Origin of the sequence: Lachnotalea glycerini, from assembly GCF_003201285.1 — a bacterium.
Classification (GTDB): domain Bacteria; phylum Bacillota; class Clostridia; order Lachnospirales; family Lachnospiraceae; genus Lachnotalea; species Lachnotalea glycerini.
Map to the genome: position 1 here is coordinate 237,408 of NZ_QICS01000001.1, position 20,760 is coordinate 258,167.

The window sequence follows — 20,760 nt, forward strand, 5'->3', positions numbered from 1 at the left end:
GGAAATAAAATGATTATTGATAAATATTTAGATGAAGTAGTAGATAATTTGCCGGAACATCCAAAGTTTATGCATTCAAATATTAATGTGAATGTAGATGAAATCAAAATGATAATGATAAATGAGAGTATGCCAAATAATATAAATCATTATTTCTATAGTTCAGCTAATAATGCAGAATATGCAGCGTCAGCAGTAAGTATTTTCAATAAAGCAGGCGAAGAGGTGAGCAGGGTAGATGATATTTTAAATATGGGTATTTATATAACAAGTGCTGTAAAATGGTCAAAGGAGGAAGCTATTATTCCTAGTGAAATGGTAAAAAAATATTCTTTTTTATTAGAAGAAGAGCTTAAGTTGTTTCGAGATTTGAAAGTAATTATGCTAATGGGTGATGTAGCAAAAAAATCTATGAACATTATTTCAAAGCGCAATACGAAAAAAAATGTAATTCCTTCTATAGCTACGTATAAGATCAGGCAAAATGATTTTTTTTATAAGGATATACAAGTTATCCCTTCTTATATTATGACAGGGCCTAATCTTCTTCTTGAAAAAAATAAAATGAATATGATTGTTGAAGATGTACAAAAGGGACTAAGAATTTTAAAGTTACTATAGTAAGAAAGAGTGGAGGGAATAACATGGCAGAATATCCTGAACTAAGTCAATTATCCAGCCAGATGCAAGATAAATTGGTGGGACGGCTTATAATAGATATTGATATAAGACAGGAAAAGTGTCTGAATGTAGAGGTATCTGATTTTCGAGAAAAAGTATGTAACAGGAAAATTTGTTATGTAAGTAATTGGGGAAAATATCTTCGGTTACATTTAGACAGTGAATATAATATAATGCTTGGTTTGGGTATGGGAGCTGACATTTTATATTACGATACAGAGAAATTACCATCGGATAATTATCAATGCAATTTAATGTTAGACAAAAACATAGGTTTTACATGTCGTTTTTGGTGGTTTGGACATTTTCACCTACTAAGTGATGAGGAGCTAGGTCAAACAAAGAAGTATCAGAAAATCGGGTTATTACCAGATCATTTGGAGTTTACTTTTAACTACTTTTACGAAAGATTGTATAAAAGAAAGGCTAGAATAAAGAATGCTATTTTAGATCAGAGAGTAGTCAGTGGTATAGGGAATGCTTATATCCATGATATTCTATATGAAAGCAGGATACATCCGGATACACAATGTAATCAAATCCCCAAAGAAGTATACCAACAGCTATACATGCAAATCAAGGAACAAATGAAATATATAAAGAGTATGAAAGGTCTTCATTATGAAAAAGACTTTTATGGTAAGTTTGGAAATTATGATGAGAAAGAATTTAAAATTGCGTATAAGGAAAACAGTAAATGTCCAAAATGTAATAGTACGATTCAAAAAGTAAAAACAGGAAGTACATCCTCTTATATTTGCCAGGAATGTCAAGTGCTTTTCTGATATATGGAGGAAAATAATGAAAGAGTATAAATATATTAGTTTTGACTATTTCATGACACTTGTAGAGCTAGAAAAACCATTTAAGAAGATTGAGCAATGGATAAGAAGAACGTATTCTGACACTGAGCAAGGATATCAAATAATCTTTAAGAAATTTATGCGTGAGTATGCAAGGCTCTATGCTACCAGAAAATATATATTAGGTAAGAGACTTCTTGCAGATGCGTTAGAAAGAGTAACAGTGAAATATGCTCTTGTTAATAAGTTAGGGGAGTTTGAACTATTTCTTTTTCAATTATTTACAGATACGAAGGCATATAAAGATAGTAAATGGACAATAGAAAAGCTTAAAACGAAGTATAAGGTTGGTCTTTTAACAAATGCGGACAATGATATTTTATGGGAGTCAATACAAAAACAGGGTTTTCAATTTGATTTTGTTATATCATCTGAGGATGTAGGCTGTAATAAGCCGGATGCAGAAATATTTGAATATGCCTGTCAATTATTAAAATGTAAAAAACAAGAAATTATACATATAGGGGATTCGCAGGTAGATGATATCTTTGCCGGGGGGAGAGCCGGAATACATACAATATGGATAAATAGAAATTTAGAGGAATTGAAAGAAGAAATTATTCCGCCTATAACAACACTTAGTGATTTAAAAGATTTAATAGGGGAGTTAATGTAAATGGATAAAGAAGTGGTTAATTTAAAAAACAAGCAAGTTTTAAACGGCAATTATGGGGAGAAAGCAAAAAATCTGCATCAATTAATAGAGTGGGGATATTGCGTTCCAGATGGTTATGCTTTTTCCATTTCATTATTTCAAGAGTACAGCGTAGATAACGGATTGTATTTAAAATTTGAAAAATTCGATGAAACAAAATGTTATATTTTGAATAGTCATATAAATAGCGTATTGTATGATACATGGATAGAGATAAAGAATACATATTCATGTAAGATTACTGTGCGCTCTTCTGCTATTGGGGAAGATACCGATAAAGCGTCAGCAGCAGGAATATACAAAAGTATATTAGATGTAGATACATATGAGCAATTTAAAAGTGCGGTTATTAAAGTATGGAATTCATTCTTCCAAAAAGAAGCCATACAGTATCGAAAAGATTTTAATATTAATTCCACTGGTATGGGAATCGTTATTCAAAGAATGGCTAAGGGAAATGTTTCTGGTGTTATATTTACGATAAATCCTGTATGTAATAAGGAAGAAATGATAATTGAAGTAGCAGAAGGACTAAATGAGAATGTTGTTTCAAATATTACGCAGGCATCTACATATAGTATTGAAAAAGTCTGCGATGAATACAATCATTTTGAAGTAAAAGAGGCTCATAATGTAAAACCAAACATTAAGCGTGTGTTTAGTGAGAACTTGCGTAACAAGTTATGTAAAATGGCTTTACAGATTGAAGAATTGGTAAAAGCACCATGTGATTTGGAATGGACGATTGAGAATGATGAAATCGTATTTCTTCAATTGAGAAAAATTACTACGTTAAGTGAAGAAAGTGAAATTCCATATGCAACATTGAAAGACAGCGCGAACAATTGTTGTCTGCTAGATAGGTATGCCCTTCCAGCTTCAATTCTATACTTATCTTTATTAGAGCATTGGCAGGAATTAGTGTACTTGGACTTTGAGTCAGATAAAATAGGAAACAGTTTTCAAGAAAAACCGCTGTTAATTTACTATAACAGAGTATACTGGAACATTAATTATCAACACCAATATTTTAGTATGGCTGGTTTTGGAGAAGAAATGAAAAAGAAGTTCTATGTAAAAAGCGGACATGAACAATGGTACGAAAAGCTCCCATTATATCATGAGAGACTCAAGAAATATGCAGATAATTTAGATAAATGTATATCAAGAAGTGAAATAGGAAGTCTACTAGAACTTGTTCTTAATAATTTCTGTAGCTTTATTGGAATTGAACATTATAGGATGCTTGGAATGGCAAATATTTGTTATGATCAATTAATAAATATGCTTAATTTTACTGATAATCCCAAAAGTAGAGCAAGTTTATTGATTCAGGGTGCAAATAGAGTAAATATGACTGAGAAATCAAATCATGAACTAGCAGAATTAGCAGCCTGGATTGCTCAGAATACAAATTTACTAAAATATATTGATATAGAAGATAGCATTGAGGTGCTAAAAAGGGTGGAGGCTGATAAAGAGCTTTCAAATAAGTTTAACAGCTTTCTAAGTAATCATGGGCATAGAGGTATATCTAGTGATGATTTAATGTATCCTCACTGGAGTGAGGATCCATCCAATGTAATAGAAATCATACGCCAGCTTGTAAAGGATCAGCAATCTGTTAATAAAAACACAGTAAAATCATTAGACACTATGCTTAATGAAACCGAGGGATATAAGGATCTAAGCAGTGAAAAACAAGAGGAATTAAAAAGGGTGATAAATCTTACTGCATGTTATATGACTTTACGTGAAGATCAAAGGTATTATTTTGACAAAAGCTGGCTTCTAATGCGAAAAATATTTTTAAAAGTTGCAAATTTATTGATTCAAGATGATTACATCAAAGAAAAAGAAGATGTTTTTCATCTTCAAATCAGTGAAGTGAATGAATATTTAAAGGATGGGGCATTTAATGTTTCGAAGCAACTGATAAGAAGAAGGAAGAATGCATTGAAGAGGAATTTTTATATGACACCTCCATATTATATTCGGGAGGGTAAGCATATTAAAATTCAAAAAGAAAGTTATTCTAATAGGTACAAGGGAACGGTAATATGTTCAGGCTATGTAGAAGGCAGAGTGAAAATCGTAAGGTCTTGTAATGATTTGTGTAAAGTACAGAATAATGACATCATAATTGTACCAACATTTCATCCTTCATGGACGCCGATTCTTCGAAATGTGGGGGGCATGTTGATGAATTATGGAAATATTCTTTCACATGGATCGGTTATGGCTAGAGAGTATGGAATACCGGTAGTTGTATTTAATGGTTTAGCAACAGATGTTTTTCAAGATGGGGAAGTAATTGTATTAGATGCAACATCAGGGAGAATTACAAGGAATAAAAATAAGCAGGGAGTAAATTATGAGGAAAATAGCATTAATTGTATCAAAAGGTTCTAGGTATGGAAAAAATAACTATTTACAAGAATTTTTACAGGTTAATGATACTGTTTATAATTTCTATGGTATGTGGGAAACACCGAATTTAAGTCTGCTTACTATTGCAGGTATATTACCTGAAAATTATGACATTCAGTTTATTGATGAAGACCATGGTCAGGAAATAGACTTTAGTCAGTTTTATGATATTGTTGCGTTAACAGGTATGACTCAACAAATTAACAGAACATATGAAATAGCGGATCGATTTAGGGAACAGGGTATTTATGTTGTTATTGGAGGAATACATGCAACTTTATTACCCAAGGAGGCAAAGCAGCATGCCGATAGTGTTATGGTTGGGGAAGGAGAAGCGCTTTGGAAAGAATTTATAAGTGACTATGATACCGGAACCTGTAGAGAGATATATGAGAGTAAAGGTTATATAGATTTAAAGACATCTCCAGTTCCAAGGTATGACTTAGTAGATAAGAGGTTATATACTTCTTACAGTATTCAGACAACAAGAGGCTGTCCACGTTCATGTGATTATTGTACCTTGCCGATTATGTATGGATCTACATATAGACATAAAACAATTGAACAAATTGTAAATGAAATTAAAGCAATAAAAAAAGTTGATAAAGATGCTTTTATATTTTTTGCAGATGACAACATGTTTATTAATCGAGATTTTTCATTTGAACTTTTAGAAAAAATTTCTACAATGAATATTAAATGGGGAACACAAACGGATATATCGGTTGCAAATGATACAGAGCTACTTAAGCTGATTCATAAAGCGGGGTGTCATTGGATGTTTATAGGGTTTGAAAATGTTTCAGAAAGTGGACTAAAATTCTTGGATCGTAAACAATGGAAGGCAAAACAGTTAGAGGCTTATACAGATTCAATTGAAAAAATTCATAAGGCAGGATTAAATATATGGGCATCCTTTATGTTTGGTGGGGATAATGATACTAATGAAACTTTCAAGAAGACATTAGATTTCGCTTTAGATAACGGTATATATTCTGGTAGCTTTACAATTTTAACGCCATTGCCTGGAACCAAACTGTATGATGACATGAAAGAACAAAACCGTATTATTGACTATGACTGGAGCCGTTATACATTTTGGGATACTGTATACAAGCCAAATAATCTGACTTCTGATGAATTATCAAAAGGAGTTGCATGGGTATATAGTAATTTCTATTCAAAGGAAAATGTAATAAGAAGGACACAATTAATAAAGAAAAGAATTAAGGATTATTATAGAAATGAAGCAAGAGTTTAGTAATAGGGAAAAACATATTTTGAAAATGGCAATATCATTAATGGTTAAAGATGGGTTTGAAGAAGTTACTATTACTAAACTTTCAAACTGGACTAAATTAGATGAGACTTTTATAAGAAAGACATTCCCATCAGACCTAAAGCTTAAAATGTCAGCAATGGAATATGCTGCATTTCTATGGGTAAATAAAATACGTTCACATGCAGAATCTATTAATGATCCAAATGAGAAGCTGTGTTATGTGGTAAAAGAATTTGCATTTGGAACGGAGGAATATGGACAATCTCTATCATTGTATATTGATATTTGGGCAAAAATACGGAAGTATAATCAATCTGTTGATACAGCATGGTTAAAGAAAAGCTTATTAGAAATATATAATTATTATGTTTCCTTTTTTAACGAGTTATACTTCAATGAAGGTAATAGCAGAGATGATAATTCGCTAGCATGGCTTATGGTTGTGCTATCTGATGGGATTCATATACAGTCGTTATTAGATAATATGGAAATTAATAGGGAAATCATAGTAAATCAGCTATGTTGTTTAATAAAATGTAATGAAAAATAGGAGAAACATATGTATAAGGTATTGCTTTATTATCCAAGAATTAGTGGAAGTGAAGACACAAGTGATTTGTACATTGGTGCACCACTATCTGTAATGGCAATAGCGGCACAGATAGACCGAGCCGAATTTGATGTAAAGATAGTTGATGGCAGGTTTTATGAAGAAACAAAGGTAGAAATTGATGAGTGGATATCTGATGATATTCTGATAACTGGTATTAGTGCCATTACAAGTTATCAGATTACAGATGGGATACAATTAGCAAAAAGACTAAAGAAAAGATATCCTAATATGCATGTCGTCTGGGGAGGCTGGCATCCAAGCTTAATGCCAGATACCACGGTTGTAAATGATATGGTAGATATCATAATTATAGGTCAAGGGGAAAGAATATTTCCCGAACTTATAAAGTGTTTACAAAACAACCGCGATATTAGTCAGATACCAAATTTAGTTTATAAGGACAAAGATAAAAATATACAGAAAACAATTAGAAAGCCTATAGAACCGATAACAAGTTTTAAAAGTATAATAAATAGTTATAGTTTATTGGATATGAATCAATATGTCAATAAGGTATGGAACAACGAAAGGGTTATAGGTTATGAATCAAGTCGGGGATGTCCTTGGAACTGTCTTTATTGTTCAATCGGCTCGCTCTATTGTCATCACTGGAGTGGGCTGCCGGCAGAACAGGTGACTGTAGATGTTAAATATTTATATGAGCATTATAACGTAGATGCAATACATTTTTTTGACAATAACTTTTTTATTGATACAAAAAGAGTAAGAAGGTTTTGTGAATTACTGCAGGCAGAAAACTTTAGTATCCGTTGGGATGGAACATGTAATGTGCTTCAGTTTCTTGAGTTTTCAGATGAATTTATGAACCTGATGATTTCAAGTGGGTTTTATAGGGTTATTATAGGAATTGAGTCTGGTGATGAAGAAGTTTTGGAAAAAATAGATAAAAAGCATAAGAATAAGCATGTAATTGCAGTAATTGAAAAGTGTAAGAAATATAATATTATGCCATCCTTGTCTTTTATGGTTGGATTTCCCTGGAATTCGGAAAAGGATTTCAACTGTACTGTATCACTAATTGAGCAGATTATAAAAATTTATGATAGAAGTGAAATTTTACTTTTTATTTTTACACCGTATTGTGGCACAAAAATGTATGAGGTTGCAAAAAAATATGGGATGAAATTTCCACAAGAATTAGAGGAGTGGTCTCACTATACATATGATAAGTGTAATACACCGTGGATATCAAAAAAACTTAGGAGAAAGATGATGAGATATATCACATTCTTTGGAACAAAAGATATAGATGAGAATTTAAAGAATTTCTACGAGGGAAAAAAGAATGATGCACTGGAAACTACTAGAGGGAAACAGTACAAATTGTAATGAGCTGCCTAAATTTGTTGTGATAATTGATTTAGATTTTTTTATACGTTACTGCAAACGCTTTGATAAGAAAGCAGTTGAGAAAATCATTAATGAAATCAACCAATTTTTTCTTAAAAATAAGACGAAAGATGCTTTTGTATATCAATCAGATGGTGATGAATATATGTTTGAGTTTTATGAGAACTGTAATCTTAAGAAAATACAAGATTATATACAGTTATTGAAGAATAATTTCCGCAAGCAGCATTTCTTAATGAATGTTGATTATAATTATCGGTTTGCAAGATTATCATTTAGTGCAGGGATTTCTGTGTGCAAAAAAGAAGAAGGAGGTATTAAATTTGCCAGACAAAAGGCACTTGTAGCATTAAACCAAGCAAAAGCTTTAAGGAGAAACTGTGTTGTATGCTTTCCAGAGAAGACAGTAAGAAATAATAATATAGTGTATTTTAACAAAAAATTAGAACTATCAATTTTGTTTGGAAAAAGTGGAATAAAGGGTTTTTGTAACGATAAGAAAACACTCGAAGCTGCTTTGCTGGATGAACCTCAAAGTATTGCGGCTGATAGCCGTGGAAACATATATATTGCCGATCAAAACAATCATAGTATTGTGAAATTTGATGGAATACATGTATATAGTATCGTTGGGAATGGAAAATTTTCAAATCACCTTACGAAAGATAGTGTAAATAAGGCTTGTTTAAATAAGCCAACTGGTATAACAGTTAAGGGAACGCTTTTATATATTACCGATACTGGAAATGATGTTGTGTGGAAGGTAGATATGAATTCTATGAGGATGACAGTTTTAGCAGGTAATGGTGTTCCTGGCTTTGAGGGTGATGGAATACCTGCTATTGAGGCAAAGTTAAATAAGCCAGGCGGAATTGTTATTGATAAGGAAGACAATATATATATCAATGATATAGCAAATAATTTAATTAGAAAAGTAGGCTTGGATGGTGTTATTACTACATATGCCGGAACGGGTCAATATGGATATGCTGGAGATGGAACTGATGCATGCAATGCAACTTTTGGTGAAATATATGGTATGGGAATAGACAGAGAGGCCGGTGAAATTTTTCTGGCTGATTATCATAATCATTGTATTCGTATGATTGACATTCAAACTCATATGATATGCACAGTTGCTGGTTGTGGAATACAAGGATATGAAGGAGATGGTGATGATGCACTAAAAGCAAAGCTAACGAGACCTGTAGCTGTCTGTGTTGATAGAAAGAAGAATATAATCATTGCTGAATCAGGTAATCATTGTATTCGAATATTAGAAAGAAAATCTAACAAAATCTATACACTAGCAGGAGATGGATCATGGGGAATTGGAAGTGTAAAGCAAGCATATACCTTTCGGTTCGCTAACCCAAATGCAGTATGTTTAGGTGCAGACAATAAACTTTATGTGGTAGATGAAGCCAATAACAGAATTTGTTTATTAAATTATGAAGGAGAGAAATAATCATGAGAGGTATGGAAGAAATTAAAGAGGGAATCAAAAATATTATTGCATCTAAAATGACTAATTCTGAAAAAATAAAAGAATTTTCATATGATACACCATTATTATTATTAGGGATTGATTCTATTTTAGCATTAGCAATATTAGTTGAGATTGAAGAGACTTATGATATTGAAATTGATGATGGTGATTTAAATATGGATAAAATCCGGAATGTAGATAATTTTGCTAGTTTAGTTGCAGAATATTTAGAATAGAATTAGGAGTCTAAAAGTATGAGAAATGATATTTTAACTAATAGGGTAGCTCTAATTACTGGTGCAGCTAGGGGATTGGGTTATTCATATGCAAAACTTCTTGCAAGAGCCGGGGCAACTATTATTGTGAATGACATTTTGCAAAATAATAATGGAGAATTTGAAGCAGAAAAAGTCGCAGAAGAAATAAATGAGATGGGAGGCATAGCAGAAGCTTGTACAGAATCTATAGCAGACAGCACATCGGTAAGTGAGATAACAAAGCAGATTATTAAAAAGTATAAAAGAATTGATATTCTTATACATAATGCAGGAAATATTGTACCCAAGCAATTTTTAGATCATAAACAAGAAGACTGGAAAGACGTTATGGATGTCCATTTAAATGGTACATTTTATCTATTACAAAACATATGTCCTGAAATGATTAAGAATAACTATGGAAGGATTGTTTTAGTTACGTCATCAATGGGAATGTTTGGAGCTGTGAACTGCAGTTCTTATGCAGCAAGTAAAATGGCAATATGGGGATTAACTAAGTCTATTGATGCAGAAATGGCTCAATACAATGTTATATGTAACGCTATTTCACCTCTTGCGAAGACTGATTTAACAAAAGAAATTTTACAGAGTTCATTTTATGATGAGTTTACTTGTGAAAAAGTAGCAGATATTGTTTTGATTTTATGTTCCGATGCGGCAAAGAGAGGCGGAAATATATACTTAGCATCTAATGGTGTTTATTCACTAATTGATATATATCAAAACGATGGAAAAACAATTAATCTTGAGCAGGGTCATTTTGAAGAACAAATAGAAAGTATTAATCATAGTTCATCAGGTAAACCGATAAAAAGTTTAATGCAGATGACGAAAAGAATTTTTAAGGATGCCATAAAGCAAAAAAAGTATGATAAATCGTAAATGGAAAAGTATTAAGATTGTTGCTGGAATGAATGAGAAATTCAACTTTCCATCGGGTATATGTCATAATGCAAAAGATAATAAGCTGTATTTATCTGATTTACATAATGGAGTTGTTCACAGTTATGATATAAAGAATGGTGTTCTAAACACTCTTTCAAATAAGGCTGTCGTAAATGGGAAGGTAACCTGTTTGAAAAAACCATTGGGAATTTCATGGCGTGAAGAATATGGGCTGGTTATAACGGATGTAGCAGAAGACAAGATACTATTTTGGAATGATAAGGAAAAGTTATGGAAGGATATTTCATATGTGAGAATGAACCATAGAGAAAAATACCAAATGCTGGGTGGAATTACAGGGGATAATAAAAAAAATATATATGTAAATGATTTTTTAAACAATCGAATCTGTATGATAGATGAAGATGGACAAGTAGAAGAGCTGATTCATTTTGGATTAACAAGGTATGAGGAGCTATCAGGCAGCTTTCAGACAATTAAGCGATGCTATGGACTATTCTACCATAAGGATGCTTTATATTTGACAGATACAGACAGCAGCAAAATAATAAAAATGGATTTAGATACAAAGCATGTCAAAGAATTACCGCTTAATAAATATATGTTATCAAGACCGATTGCTCTAACTGTCGATAGTTCTGGGAACTTGTTTATCTGTGAACCACGAAGAGTATGGGGGATAACTGGTGATGGAGAACAATTACTTTTCATGCTTGATTCTACAAATTGGTCAAAATATTTAAGTCAATTTTCCTTATATACACGTCTTACATATGCAGGCACAATTGTATCGCCGACATTCGGCACAATATATTTGGTTGACTCAATCAAAGGGCTGGTTTACGAGATGGTGTTGGAGTGAGTGTTTTACTTGAAAGGTGTTTATCTATCTATCGCAGTTACATAACAGTATGATTAAGTAAATTTAGAGTTGAATTAAAGGACTAATTCGAGTAAACGTATGTATACATATGAATTATTTTAAAGATGTTTTTAAATTATGTTTACAGTGTGACCAAGGAGGGAATTAAGATGAATAAAGTTGTAATTGTAGATGCTGGTAGAACTCCCGTTGGTAAAACAAATGGAAAACTGGCAAATGCGACAGAAGTACAATTGATGTCCGAAGTGTTTCGGGCTATACAAAAACGTACAAACATTAAAAAGGATGGATTGGAAGATGTGCTCGTAGGCTGCTGTTTTCCAAATGAGTCGGATAATCTGGCAAAGAAATCTCTAATTGAAGCAGGATTTGATATAGCAACTCCAGCGGCAACAATTAACCGTACGTGTGCATCTTCTCTTGAAGCATTATCAATTGCTTTATATAGAATTCAGTTAGGATATCAGGAACAGATTATGGTAGGCGGAGTTGAGAATATGAGCAAAAGTCCACATGTAATGAAGCAGTTGATTAGAGAGGCAAGAAGAGCTATTAAATATGGAATGCCGTTGACAAGCGATAAAAGCTATATGGATTCAATTGTAGACAACATAGGTGTTGCAGTAGAATGGATGGCAATTGAACGTGGTATTACCAGAAAGATGCAGGATGATTATGCTGCAAGAAGTAACCAGCTTGCGAGCATGGCTTGGCAAAAAGGGTACTTCGATAGGGAAATTGTTCCAGTATCATTGGAGGATGGAACAATCTCGCTTGCCTATGATGAAAATATTCATGCAGAAACAACAATGGAAGAGTATAAGAAAGAAAAGCCATTTCTATTTGCAGATGGTAATATCAGCAAGCTTAATGCAGCTTCTGTTACAGACGGAGCAGCCGGAATGTTAATTATGTCAGAAGAAAAGTCAATGATTTTAGGATATAAACCATTAGCAGAAATAATAGGAATGGAAGTAATAGGAAGACATCCAAAGAATATCGGTGAAGTAGCAGCAGTTGCGATTAATAAGTTACTAACACATTATTCTATGGAATTAGGGGATATTGGCTTAATAGAATGTAATGAAGCATATGCTGCACAAATGCTGTTATGTGAAAGATATCTGAAATGGGATATTGATAAAGTAAACATCAGTGGTGGGGGATTAGCAATCGGTCATCCGCTTGGAAGCACAGGATTACGTATATGCACAACATTATTATATAATATGATACGTAAAAATATAGAATATGGAATAGCATCAATGTGTGCAGGGGGAGGTATGGGATATTCCGTATTATTAAGGAATTTATGGCGGTGACGAGTATGTATAGAAGAGAATACAAGGTATCTATTAGTAATTATCCATATTGCAATAAAAAAGTAGATGTAAAGAAGCTAGAAGAGGAATTGGAACAAGATAGCAATGAACAAAAAGAGGCTGTAGTTTATATACACATTCCATTCTGTGCTGAGATATGTGACTTTTGTATTTACTGCCATGAACAGGTAGTTAATAATGACAAGATAGAAAAATATACAAATGCATTAATTAGAGAGATTCAAGAGTATAGTCGAAAATCATATGTGCGTTCTCTTTCGATTAAAGCCATATATTTTGGTGGTGGAACTCCGAGCATGTTGTCGGTAAATCAATTTGACAGAATTTTATCAGTGTGCAAGGAATGTTTGAATCTTGTATCAGATGTAGAAATATCAGTCGAAGTAAATGTGCTGAATGCAACAGAAAAAAAGATAGAACAGTTTAAATATTCTAGGGTAAAGCGAATTAGTGTAGGTATTCAGACATTTAGCGAGAAGACAAGGGAAACGTTAGGGTTACCTTTAAAACAAAAGGATTTATTAAATTTCATCAATATGATGGGACAGTATGAATTTCCAGTTATGGCTATTGATGTAATGTATGGAGAACCGTGTCAGGAAAAAGAAGAGATTATTCAGGACATTGAGATAGCATCTGACTTAAATATATCGCATATTTCGTTATATCAACTATGCGTAATCCGAGGCACAAAGCTATTTTCTAGGATGCAGCAATTTGATTGGGTACAGCCGGATGAGAGTATGTTATATGCAATGTTTAATGTGGCCGATGATACATTACAAAAATTGGGATTCTATAATACTGTTATACCAGAATACAGCAAATATGGTAAAGAATCTGTATTTTGGAAAGATAATTTCAATCCACAATTAGACAGACTTTCCTTTGGTGCGTCAGCATATGGCTACCTAAATGGACGGACATATCAAAATGTATGCAATGTAGACACCTATATAAATTATTTACAAAAATTTAAAGTTCCTTTAGATTCTATAAGTGAAAAAGTAACGGTATTACAAAAATTGGAACGAGATATTATCTTGCAGTCACGTACTCAGGTAATTGATACAAAATATCTGGAGGATGAATATAACGAACTATATGAGCAGATGTATAAAGAGACTTTGCAGGAAATAATTGATCAGCAATTGGCATATAGGGAGAAGAATCTGATAAAGTTTACGAAACCGGGAATGTATATGCAAGAGGATATTGCAGTCAAATTTATGAAATCGATATTAGAGGGTAAATCGCGCTTATATAAAAAAATGGTAATTGGAAATCAGAAGATATAATAATATACTTGAGTTATAGGCATAACAGAAGATAAACATAAATAATGTATTTATTACTGGAGTTGTACAACATTATTTGTAAGTCAGAAATAGGAAAGAGGGGATAGTATTTAGGTATTTTTTTAGGTAGGAAGGAACTGTAGTGCTATTTACAAATTGGAGGAGAGAGTATGAAGCTTGGATTAATATCACCAAAAGGTGTCTGCATGGGGTCAGATGATAATCAAAGGCGAACGAAACAAATTTATAGTAAATTAGTTGGTATGGAAACACTTGAAGAATTAATGAGTTGTCCAAATTCTCCATTGTTAACTATTGCAGCTATTGTACAAGATTATTTTACAGAGATAAAATTTATTGATGAAGAAGTTGAAACAATCGACTTTAATGAATCATATGACTTAGTAGCAATGTCATTTATGACACAGCAGGCTTCTAGAGCATTTGAGCTGGCTAAGAAATATAAAGAAATGGGTGTCTATACGTGTGCAGGTGGTATGCATCCAACAAATTCTCCAGATGAGACAATAAAATATTTTGATACCGTTTTTATTGGAGAAGGTGAAGTGACATGGATAGAATTTATGGAAGATTTTAAGAGACAGAGTCCTAAGAAAATCTATCAAAATGTAGACGAAATTGATATGGAGAAAGTACCTGTACCAAGATTTGATTTACTAAAATTAGATGCTTATAAAACTATTCCAATTCAAATTTCCAGAGGATGTCCACATAATTGTGAGTTTTGTGCATCTACAAAGGTTTATGGACCAAAGTATAGGCATAAGAGTGTTGAAAGAATATTAGAAGAGGTTGATTTGGTAACTAGCTTAAAACCAAACATACAAATATATTTTACTGATGATAATATGCTTGTAAATGAACGATTTTCCAAGAAATTGTTAACAGAGCTATGCAAAAGGAAAATTCGTTGGATGAGCCATACAGACATTGGTGTTGCAGAGCATGAAGAAATATTAAAATTGTTACATAAATCAGGATGCAGTAAATTAGTTATTGGCTTTGAGAGCATAGAGCCAAATTCTTTAAAACACCTTGAAAGGTGGAAATATAAAAAATATAAGCATTATGAGGAGTATATTGCCAAAATACAATCTTATGGTGTGGGTGTTTGGGGAACTTTCATAGTTGGTTTAGATAGTGATGAACGCTCAATTTTTCAAAAGGTTGTAGATTTTGCATTAGATAATAATTTATATGGAGCTATGATTTCTGTACCTACACCCTTTCCAGGTTCTAAGCTTTACGAGCGTTTGGAAGAAGAGGATAGAATTTTAACAAAGTATTGGGGTGATTATACCTTATGGAATGTTGTTGTAAGACCGAAGAAAATGTCAGTTAAGGAACTAGAAAATGGTTTTGAATATGTGCTGACATCCGTTTATTCGATTGAAAACAGAATGAAGCGTTTGAACCACTTTAAGAGAATTTATACAAATCTTATGAGGAATCAAAATGTGTAATATAATCTTTTGGTGATAATGGATCATATTCTATTTTGGAAAAGAGAAAGCTTCAATTCAGTTTCTTACAAGACATGTCATCCAGTTGAAATTCAAGAGCACTAACGGAAAGAAGAAATAAGGAAAGGAGTTGTTATGGAATTATATGAGGCTATACTTGGCCGTAAATCGATACGTTCTTTTGAAGATAAGAAAATAGAAAAAGAAAAATTGGAATTCATGATTCAGATGGCTACATATGCACCGTCAGCATCAAACAGACAAGCATGGAAATTTATTGAAATTGATGATATTGATCTAAAAGAAAAAATATGTAATAACAATGGTGGAGGAATCCAATATGGAAAAAACTTAATTATGAATGCGCCTACAGGAATATTAGTATTATATCGTAATGATGTATCAAAAAATTGCCTGATTTATAAGGATCATATTCAAAGTGCGTCAGCAGCTATTCAAAATATGTTATTAACTGCATATGAGATGGGAATAGGTACATGCTGGGTATGTAAATTGCCTAAACCCAGTTATTTAAAAAAAATCATGGATATTCCTCGCTGTTATGATATTATCGGGTACATTGCAATGGGTTATCCCAAAGACTATATTTCTGAGCATACAGTTAAGCATTACAATGGAGATGTGAATCAAGCGCTAAGTAGAGTTAGAAAATACTCTGTGAAATGTGTTTTATCCAAAAACAAATTAAATGACAAAGAATGTCTTGATGCATTTAAGTATCCTAAGGTATTATTTGTACTGCAAAGCATACAATTAAATTTTAGTAGTGGTTACAATCAACATAAAATGATAAATAAACTATTAGAGAGATTGATTATTTATTTTGCTAATAAAAAATTATGATTGGTTCATCGCCAAAGAGCCATTGAAGTCCAAAGGGAACGTTTTGTTTGTGCATTTTTATGAAGATTGAAATATGGAAGAATATAAAAAAAAGAAGTATCGAATACAGAAGGGGAATCTTATGAACGATAATAATAAAAAAATACTGAATGTGGTCGTACAAAGAAAAATTAATTGCTATTCAAGCGATGCTTATTTTTTAAACTTGATTCTTGCCTATCCAAATATGTTGCCTTGGATTTATGAAAATTACATTCAATTATTTTTTTCCAGTGGGAAGAAAGTAAGAAATACGAATGAGAACGAAGTTTTTTTGGATTTTTTTGGAGGGTGGACAGAGCCAAGAAAATTGTTGAATTGCAAACAATATGACAGGAAATTTTTAAGTACTACAGATATAATTTGTTTTATAGAAAATAAGATCAGTGACGGATTTTACCTTTATACCTATATAGATGAGTATTATTCCATTTCTGAAGGAAAAGAGCATTACTGTCATGACATCTCTATTTATGGTTATGACAAGATAAAGCAGTTACTGCATGTGATTGGGTTTGATAAGAAAGGTAATTATACTACATATACAATACTATATAGTGTATTTCGTTTAGCCTTTGAAAGTGGAATCCTGTTATCAAAGGAATACGACCAATATGGAGGAAAAAATTATCTCCTTGGAATAGCGCCAAACTTTAGCAGAGAAAAAAAATATGTAATAGAGCCGGAAAATATGAAGAGTATTTTCTATGATTATCTAAATAACATTAGAACAATTGACAATTTTGTAACAGATGACCCAAATTACGATCTTTATATGCAACCTCAAAATGTTTACGGAATATGCGTGTATGATTGCATAACAGAATACATTAGCAATTTTACCAATTGGACACACAAAATTGATTATAGAATTTTTCATGTTCTATATGAACATAAGAAGTTGATGTCAGATAGACTTCTTTATTTAAAAGAGGAGTTGAAATATCCAATTAGTGAACAGGAAATCATTCAGACAAATGAATTAATTCATAGTTGCGATAAAGCAAGACTCATTGTTTTAAAGCACAATATTATCCCAAAAGAGCAAACGTTATCTAAATTATTGAATTATATATTACAAATTAGTCAGGAAGAATCAAAACTTTTTAAACAGGTATATGATAAGATGATTTAGCGTTTAATAAATAATAACTCATAAGTGTGTAATAAATTTATTTTCGGTTTATCTGTATTTATATTAATTTTTTGCTTATTTATCACAAAATCTATTGTTTTATACGCACATTTCTTACCAGTTTTAAATTAAAGAGGAGTAATGATATGGAAGAAAAAACATTAAGCTTATGCTATGACCCTCCCGTAAAGTATTTTATGCATCATTCCATAGTTCTGGCAATGTTATTAGCAGAAAATAAAAATTGGAATTTTGTATTATCTAATTATATACAATTAAATAAGTCAAAGATGAATAAATATTTATTTGATATGTATCCAAGAATTGGATCAGGTGAAAAATATGGTGAATATCCGTTAGATAATATTATGGAAAGCCATATAATATCTGGAATATTATGAAAATAAGTAATAGAGATATTATTGACAAAGTAATCGAATGGATTAATAATGGATATTATGTAACGATTAATTCGGATGAAAGAATGCTTCCTGACACAGCAGGGTATCAAAGTAAAATTTTTCATAACCATCAGGGATTTTATTTTGGATATGACATTGTAAAATGCAAGATGAAAATGTTAAACTTTGACACTAAAATGAATTACAGAATTATAGATGTTGATTTTAAGAATTTAATTAGATCATTTGAATCAGAGGAATTGATTAAGTCGCTCGATGAAAAAGGATTTGATTCGTATTTAATCCAATTAAGAAAAGTCAAACAAGACGTAATTGATTATAATTATACGGATTCAAACACAATTGTGTATATTCAACAATATCTTTATGAGTATTTAAATGGAATCAATTCAAGTAAAAAAAATTTATTATCATATGAAATATTAAAGGACAATGATTGGGGTGTTAATGTATATGAAACTCTATTTGCCTGCTTACAAGGTAAATATTCCAATCGCTTTCTGTTTCAAGGAGTATGTGGTCTTTGTGAGCATAAGAATTTAATGTTAAAACGAATACACTATTTAAAGGAAAGAGGTTACGATATTGAAGAAAAAACACTTACAGAATACGAAAGCGTAGTCAAATTTTTTGATAAATTTAAACATATTGCTTTAAAAAGCATACTATCCAATCAATATCAATTATTAAATGATTATATAAAGGAATTAAAAATCATAATTGCTTTGGAAAAAAAAGTATTAGAAAGAATTGTTAAAAGTATGGAATGATGGTATCTTAACAATAAAAGAGAATAAGGGGATTGGCCGGTCAGCTTCATTGATAATACATATCGTATGAATAGAATGAAATAAGTTCATTATCAAAATCATGTTATAAAATTCAGAAATAGTATTGAAAGAGCAAAGAAAACTGTACACCCGAAATACTCATTTCATATTAGCTAATTAGAAAGCGAGGAAAATGTCAATGATGTATTTTTCTTTTATATTACAATTTATTTGTTTTGTTATTTGGATTGTCCTTTATTTTACGAAAGGCGAAGTGTTGTTTTTAATAGTTGCAGCAATTATGCCATTAAATGCTTTATCAACTTACTTCTATTATAAGTATAAGAAAAAAAACAAAGAATTAACTGATAAAAATTCAGACGAAGATTAAGAAAGATAATTAAAAAAGAAGACAAAGATTATAAAGAAGACCTTGAATATAATTTAGGAATAGCATTCGAGCTTTAATAGCTTGGGTGCTATTTTTGTCTTCTCAATGAAGAAGCCATCAATTTTAGCAAGACGTATTAGAGAAAGTATTGACAAATGTGAATAAGGAATAAGTCAAGGAAAAAGAGTATATGGCTTTCGTAAATAAAAATTAATATAAGTGAATTAAATAACATAAGTAACTCTGTATAAGATAATAGAAACAATTTTGCAACAATCCCCTTCGTATGCAAAAATTTCCCTCTAAATTGCAAAAATTTCCTATATTATTGTCAAAGTTTGACAAAGTTATATAATTAATTAATAGAAAACAAAAGGTAAAAACTATAAATAATACACTATATAAAGATAAAAATGGAGTTGAAACTAAATGGATAATAAAATAACAATTTGTCAAAAAATTATAAAACCTATTAACTTTTTGGCGCTTTTATTAGTAAAACAGACAGCAAATGCATCCTGTGCCTGGGTGTTTCATCAGCCGGAATTTCCAGAAGAAGCTAGCAAATTTAAAAAGTATCATGACGGATTAATTTGAATCTATTACGATTCATTATTTTGTTACATGAAATGCTTCGTCGTTCATAAACAGGCAGCAAAGGAGGAAGTATACGATATTATTTTAAACAAATGTATAAGAGTTCATATTAAAGTTTGTTGAGGCTTAGATAGGAGGTCGTTTATGGCGCAGAATTTATTTGTAAAGTGTAAAGAATGCGGAACAATTATAGAGAGAAAAAAATATGCAGAAAACAATGATGTCTGTAACGTATGTGATTCTTATGGAACATTGGATTATAAGAAAAGGCTTGCTATGGTAATAGACCATGATACTTTCGAAGAAACAAATATACATACTGGCTTTTATAACCCGATTGATTTTCCCGGATATTTGGAAAAGCACGAAAAAATAAAAAGTAAAACTGGTTTAACAGAGGCAATTGTTACTGGTAAAGCATGTATTAATGAACAAAAAGTTATGATTGGAATTATGGACACCAGATATATGATGGGGAGCATGGGAATCATTGTTGGAGAAAAAGTAACCAGATTGTTTGAGGATGCTAAAGAGCTGAAATATCCGGTTATCATTTTTACCGCTTCCGGCGGTGCCAGAATGCAGGAAGGAATTTTTTCATTGATGCAAATGGCAAAAACAGCTGCGGCTGTTTCAAGCTTTGGTGAATCAGGAGGATTGTATATTAGTGTATTGACAAACCCTACTACCGGTGGAGTCAGTGCAAGCTTTGCATTTTTAGGAGATATCATAGTGGCAGAACCAGGGGCATTAATAGGATTTGCAGGAAAACGAGTCATTGAACAGACAATCAACGAAGTACTTCCTCCTAATTTTCAAACCTCAGAATATTTATTTGAACACGGTTACATTGATATGATTGTAGAGCGAAAAACGTTAAAGGATACTCTTGGTCAAATACTAAAGATTCATAGTCAGGAAGAGAACCAAATATTTCAATAAGTTTTTAATTCTGTAAAAGGCAGG

The 20,760-nt window shown here is 31.7% G+C and carries 21 protein-coding genes; all 21 read left to right on the plus strand.

Annotated elements, in window-relative coordinates; genetic code table 11:
• Positions 1 to 9 precede the first annotated feature (9 nt).
• The 21 genes from C8E03_RS01080 to accD all read left to right on the plus strand — a co-directional run bounded on the left by C8E03_RS01080 (position 10) and on the right by accD (position 20,736).
• On the plus strand, positions 10 to 621 hold the full coding sequence (locus C8E03_RS01080) for a uracil-DNA glycosylase family protein (RefSeq protein WP_207657774.1): 612 nt from the start codon (positions 10 to 12) through the stop codon (positions 619 to 621).
• Between the two features lie 23 nt (positions 622 to 644).
• Positions 645 to 1,466 carry a DNA-formamidopyrimidine glycosylase family protein gene (locus C8E03_RS01085; RefSeq protein ID WP_110290036.1) on the plus strand — a complete coding sequence of 274 codons (822 nt, stop codon included), beginning with the start codon at positions 645 to 647 and terminating at the stop codon, positions 1,464 to 1,466.
• Between the two features lie 16 nt (positions 1,467 to 1,482).
• On the plus strand, positions 1,483 to 2,160 hold the full coding sequence (locus C8E03_RS01090) for an HAD family hydrolase (protein WP_110290037.1): 678 nt from the start codon (positions 1,483 to 1,485) through the stop codon (positions 2,158 to 2,160).
• Complete coding sequence (locus C8E03_RS01095) at positions 2,161 to 4,611, plus strand: PEP/pyruvate-binding domain-containing protein (protein ID WP_110290038.1); 2,451 nt, start codon at positions 2,161 to 2,163, stop codon at positions 4,609 to 4,611.
• Positions 4,574 to 5,890, plus strand: coding sequence for a B12-binding domain-containing radical SAM protein (locus tag C8E03_RS01100; RefSeq protein WP_110290039.1), 1,317 nt, complete (start codon positions 4,574 to 4,576; stop codon positions 5,888 to 5,890). Before C8E03_RS01095 ends, C8E03_RS01100 begins: the two co-directional genes overlap by 38 nt.
• Positions 5,874 to 6,461, plus strand: a complete 588-nt coding sequence (locus tag C8E03_RS01105; protein ID WP_110290040.1) for a hypothetical protein — start codon at positions 5,874 to 5,876, stop codon at positions 6,459 to 6,461. Before C8E03_RS01100 ends, C8E03_RS01105 begins: the two co-directional genes overlap by 17 nt.
• Positions 6,462 to 6,470: 9 nt before the next feature.
• Complete coding sequence (locus C8E03_RS01110; protein ID WP_110290041.1) at positions 6,471 to 7,874, plus strand: B12-binding domain-containing radical SAM protein; 1,404 nt, start codon at positions 6,471 to 6,473, stop codon at positions 7,872 to 7,874.
• The gene (locus tag C8E03_RS01115; protein ID WP_110290042.1) at positions 7,831 to 9,363 is read left to right on the plus strand and encodes an NHL domain-containing protein; all 1,533 of its coding nucleotides are present in this window, start codon (positions 7,831 to 7,833) and stop codon (positions 9,361 to 9,363) included. Before C8E03_RS01110 ends, C8E03_RS01115 begins: the two co-directional genes overlap by 44 nt.
• Positions 9,364 to 9,365: 2 nt before the next feature.
• The gene (locus tag C8E03_RS01120) at positions 9,366 to 9,620 is read left to right on the plus strand and encodes an acyl carrier protein (RefSeq protein ID WP_110290043.1); all 255 of its coding nucleotides are present in this window, start codon (positions 9,366 to 9,368) and stop codon (positions 9,618 to 9,620) included.
• A gap of 18 nt (positions 9,621 to 9,638) precedes the next feature.
• Positions 9,639 to 10,544: an SDR family NAD(P)-dependent oxidoreductase gene (locus C8E03_RS01125; protein ID WP_110290044.1), complete on the plus strand. Its 906-nt coding sequence runs from the start codon at positions 9,639 to 9,641 to the stop codon at positions 10,542 to 10,544.
• Complete coding sequence (locus tag C8E03_RS01130; RefSeq protein WP_110290045.1) at positions 10,531 to 11,430, plus strand: NHL repeat-containing protein; 900 nt, start codon at positions 10,531 to 10,533, stop codon at positions 11,428 to 11,430. Before C8E03_RS01125 ends, C8E03_RS01130 begins: the two co-directional genes overlap by 14 nt.
• A gap of 170 nt (positions 11,431 to 11,600) precedes the next feature.
• Complete coding sequence (locus C8E03_RS01135; protein ID WP_170122853.1) at positions 11,601 to 12,773, plus strand: thiolase family protein; 1,173 nt, start codon at positions 11,601 to 11,603, stop codon at positions 12,771 to 12,773.
• Between the two features lie 5 nt (positions 12,774 to 12,778).
• Positions 12,779 to 14,092: a coproporphyrinogen-III oxidase family protein gene (locus tag C8E03_RS01140; protein ID WP_170122854.1), complete on the plus strand. Its 1,314-nt coding sequence runs from the start codon at positions 12,779 to 12,781 to the stop codon at positions 14,090 to 14,092.
• 170 nt (positions 14,093 to 14,262) lie between these two features.
• Positions 14,263 to 15,576: a B12-binding domain-containing radical SAM protein gene (locus C8E03_RS01145; RefSeq protein WP_110290048.1), complete on the plus strand. Its 1,314-nt coding sequence runs from the start codon at positions 14,263 to 14,265 to the stop codon at positions 15,574 to 15,576.
• A gap of 135 nt (positions 15,577 to 15,711) precedes the next feature.
• Positions 15,712 to 16,440 (plus strand): nitroreductase family protein, encoded by a 729-nt coding sequence (locus C8E03_RS01150; RefSeq protein ID WP_110290049.1) that lies wholly within the window; start codon positions 15,712 to 15,714, stop codon positions 16,438 to 16,440.
• A 121-nt stretch (positions 16,441 to 16,561) separates the two neighbouring features.
• Complete coding sequence (locus C8E03_RS01155; protein ID WP_146212293.1) at positions 16,562 to 17,614, plus strand: hypothetical protein; 1,053 nt, start codon at positions 16,562 to 16,564, stop codon at positions 17,612 to 17,614.
• A gap of 146 nt (positions 17,615 to 17,760) precedes the next feature.
• The gene (locus tag C8E03_RS01160) at positions 17,761 to 18,015 is read left to right on the plus strand and encodes a hypothetical protein (protein ID WP_110290051.1); all 255 of its coding nucleotides are present in this window, start codon (positions 17,761 to 17,763) and stop codon (positions 18,013 to 18,015) included.
• The gene (locus C8E03_RS01165) at positions 18,012 to 18,806 is read left to right on the plus strand and encodes a hypothetical protein (RefSeq protein WP_110290052.1); all 795 of its coding nucleotides are present in this window, start codon (positions 18,012 to 18,014) and stop codon (positions 18,804 to 18,806) included. The genes C8E03_RS01160 and C8E03_RS01165 overlap by 4 nt, the downstream gene beginning before the upstream one ends.
• A 202-nt stretch (positions 18,807 to 19,008) precedes the next feature.
• Positions 19,009 to 19,197, plus strand: coding sequence for a hypothetical protein (locus C8E03_RS22910; RefSeq protein ID WP_408609906.1), 189 nt, complete (start codon positions 19,009 to 19,011; stop codon positions 19,195 to 19,197).
• Positions 19,198 to 19,626: 429 nt separating this feature from the next.
• Positions 19,627 to 19,794, plus strand: a complete 168-nt coding sequence (locus tag C8E03_RS01175; protein WP_094376758.1) for a cyclic lactone autoinducer peptide — start codon at positions 19,627 to 19,629, stop codon at positions 19,792 to 19,794.
• A gap of 144 nt (positions 19,795 to 19,938) precedes the next feature.
• Complete coding sequence (gene accD / locus C8E03_RS01180) at positions 19,939 to 20,736, plus strand: acetyl-CoA carboxylase, carboxyltransferase subunit beta (RefSeq protein WP_110290054.1); 798 nt, start codon at positions 19,939 to 19,941, stop codon at positions 20,734 to 20,736.
• Positions 20,737 to 20,760: the final 24 nt, after the last annotated feature.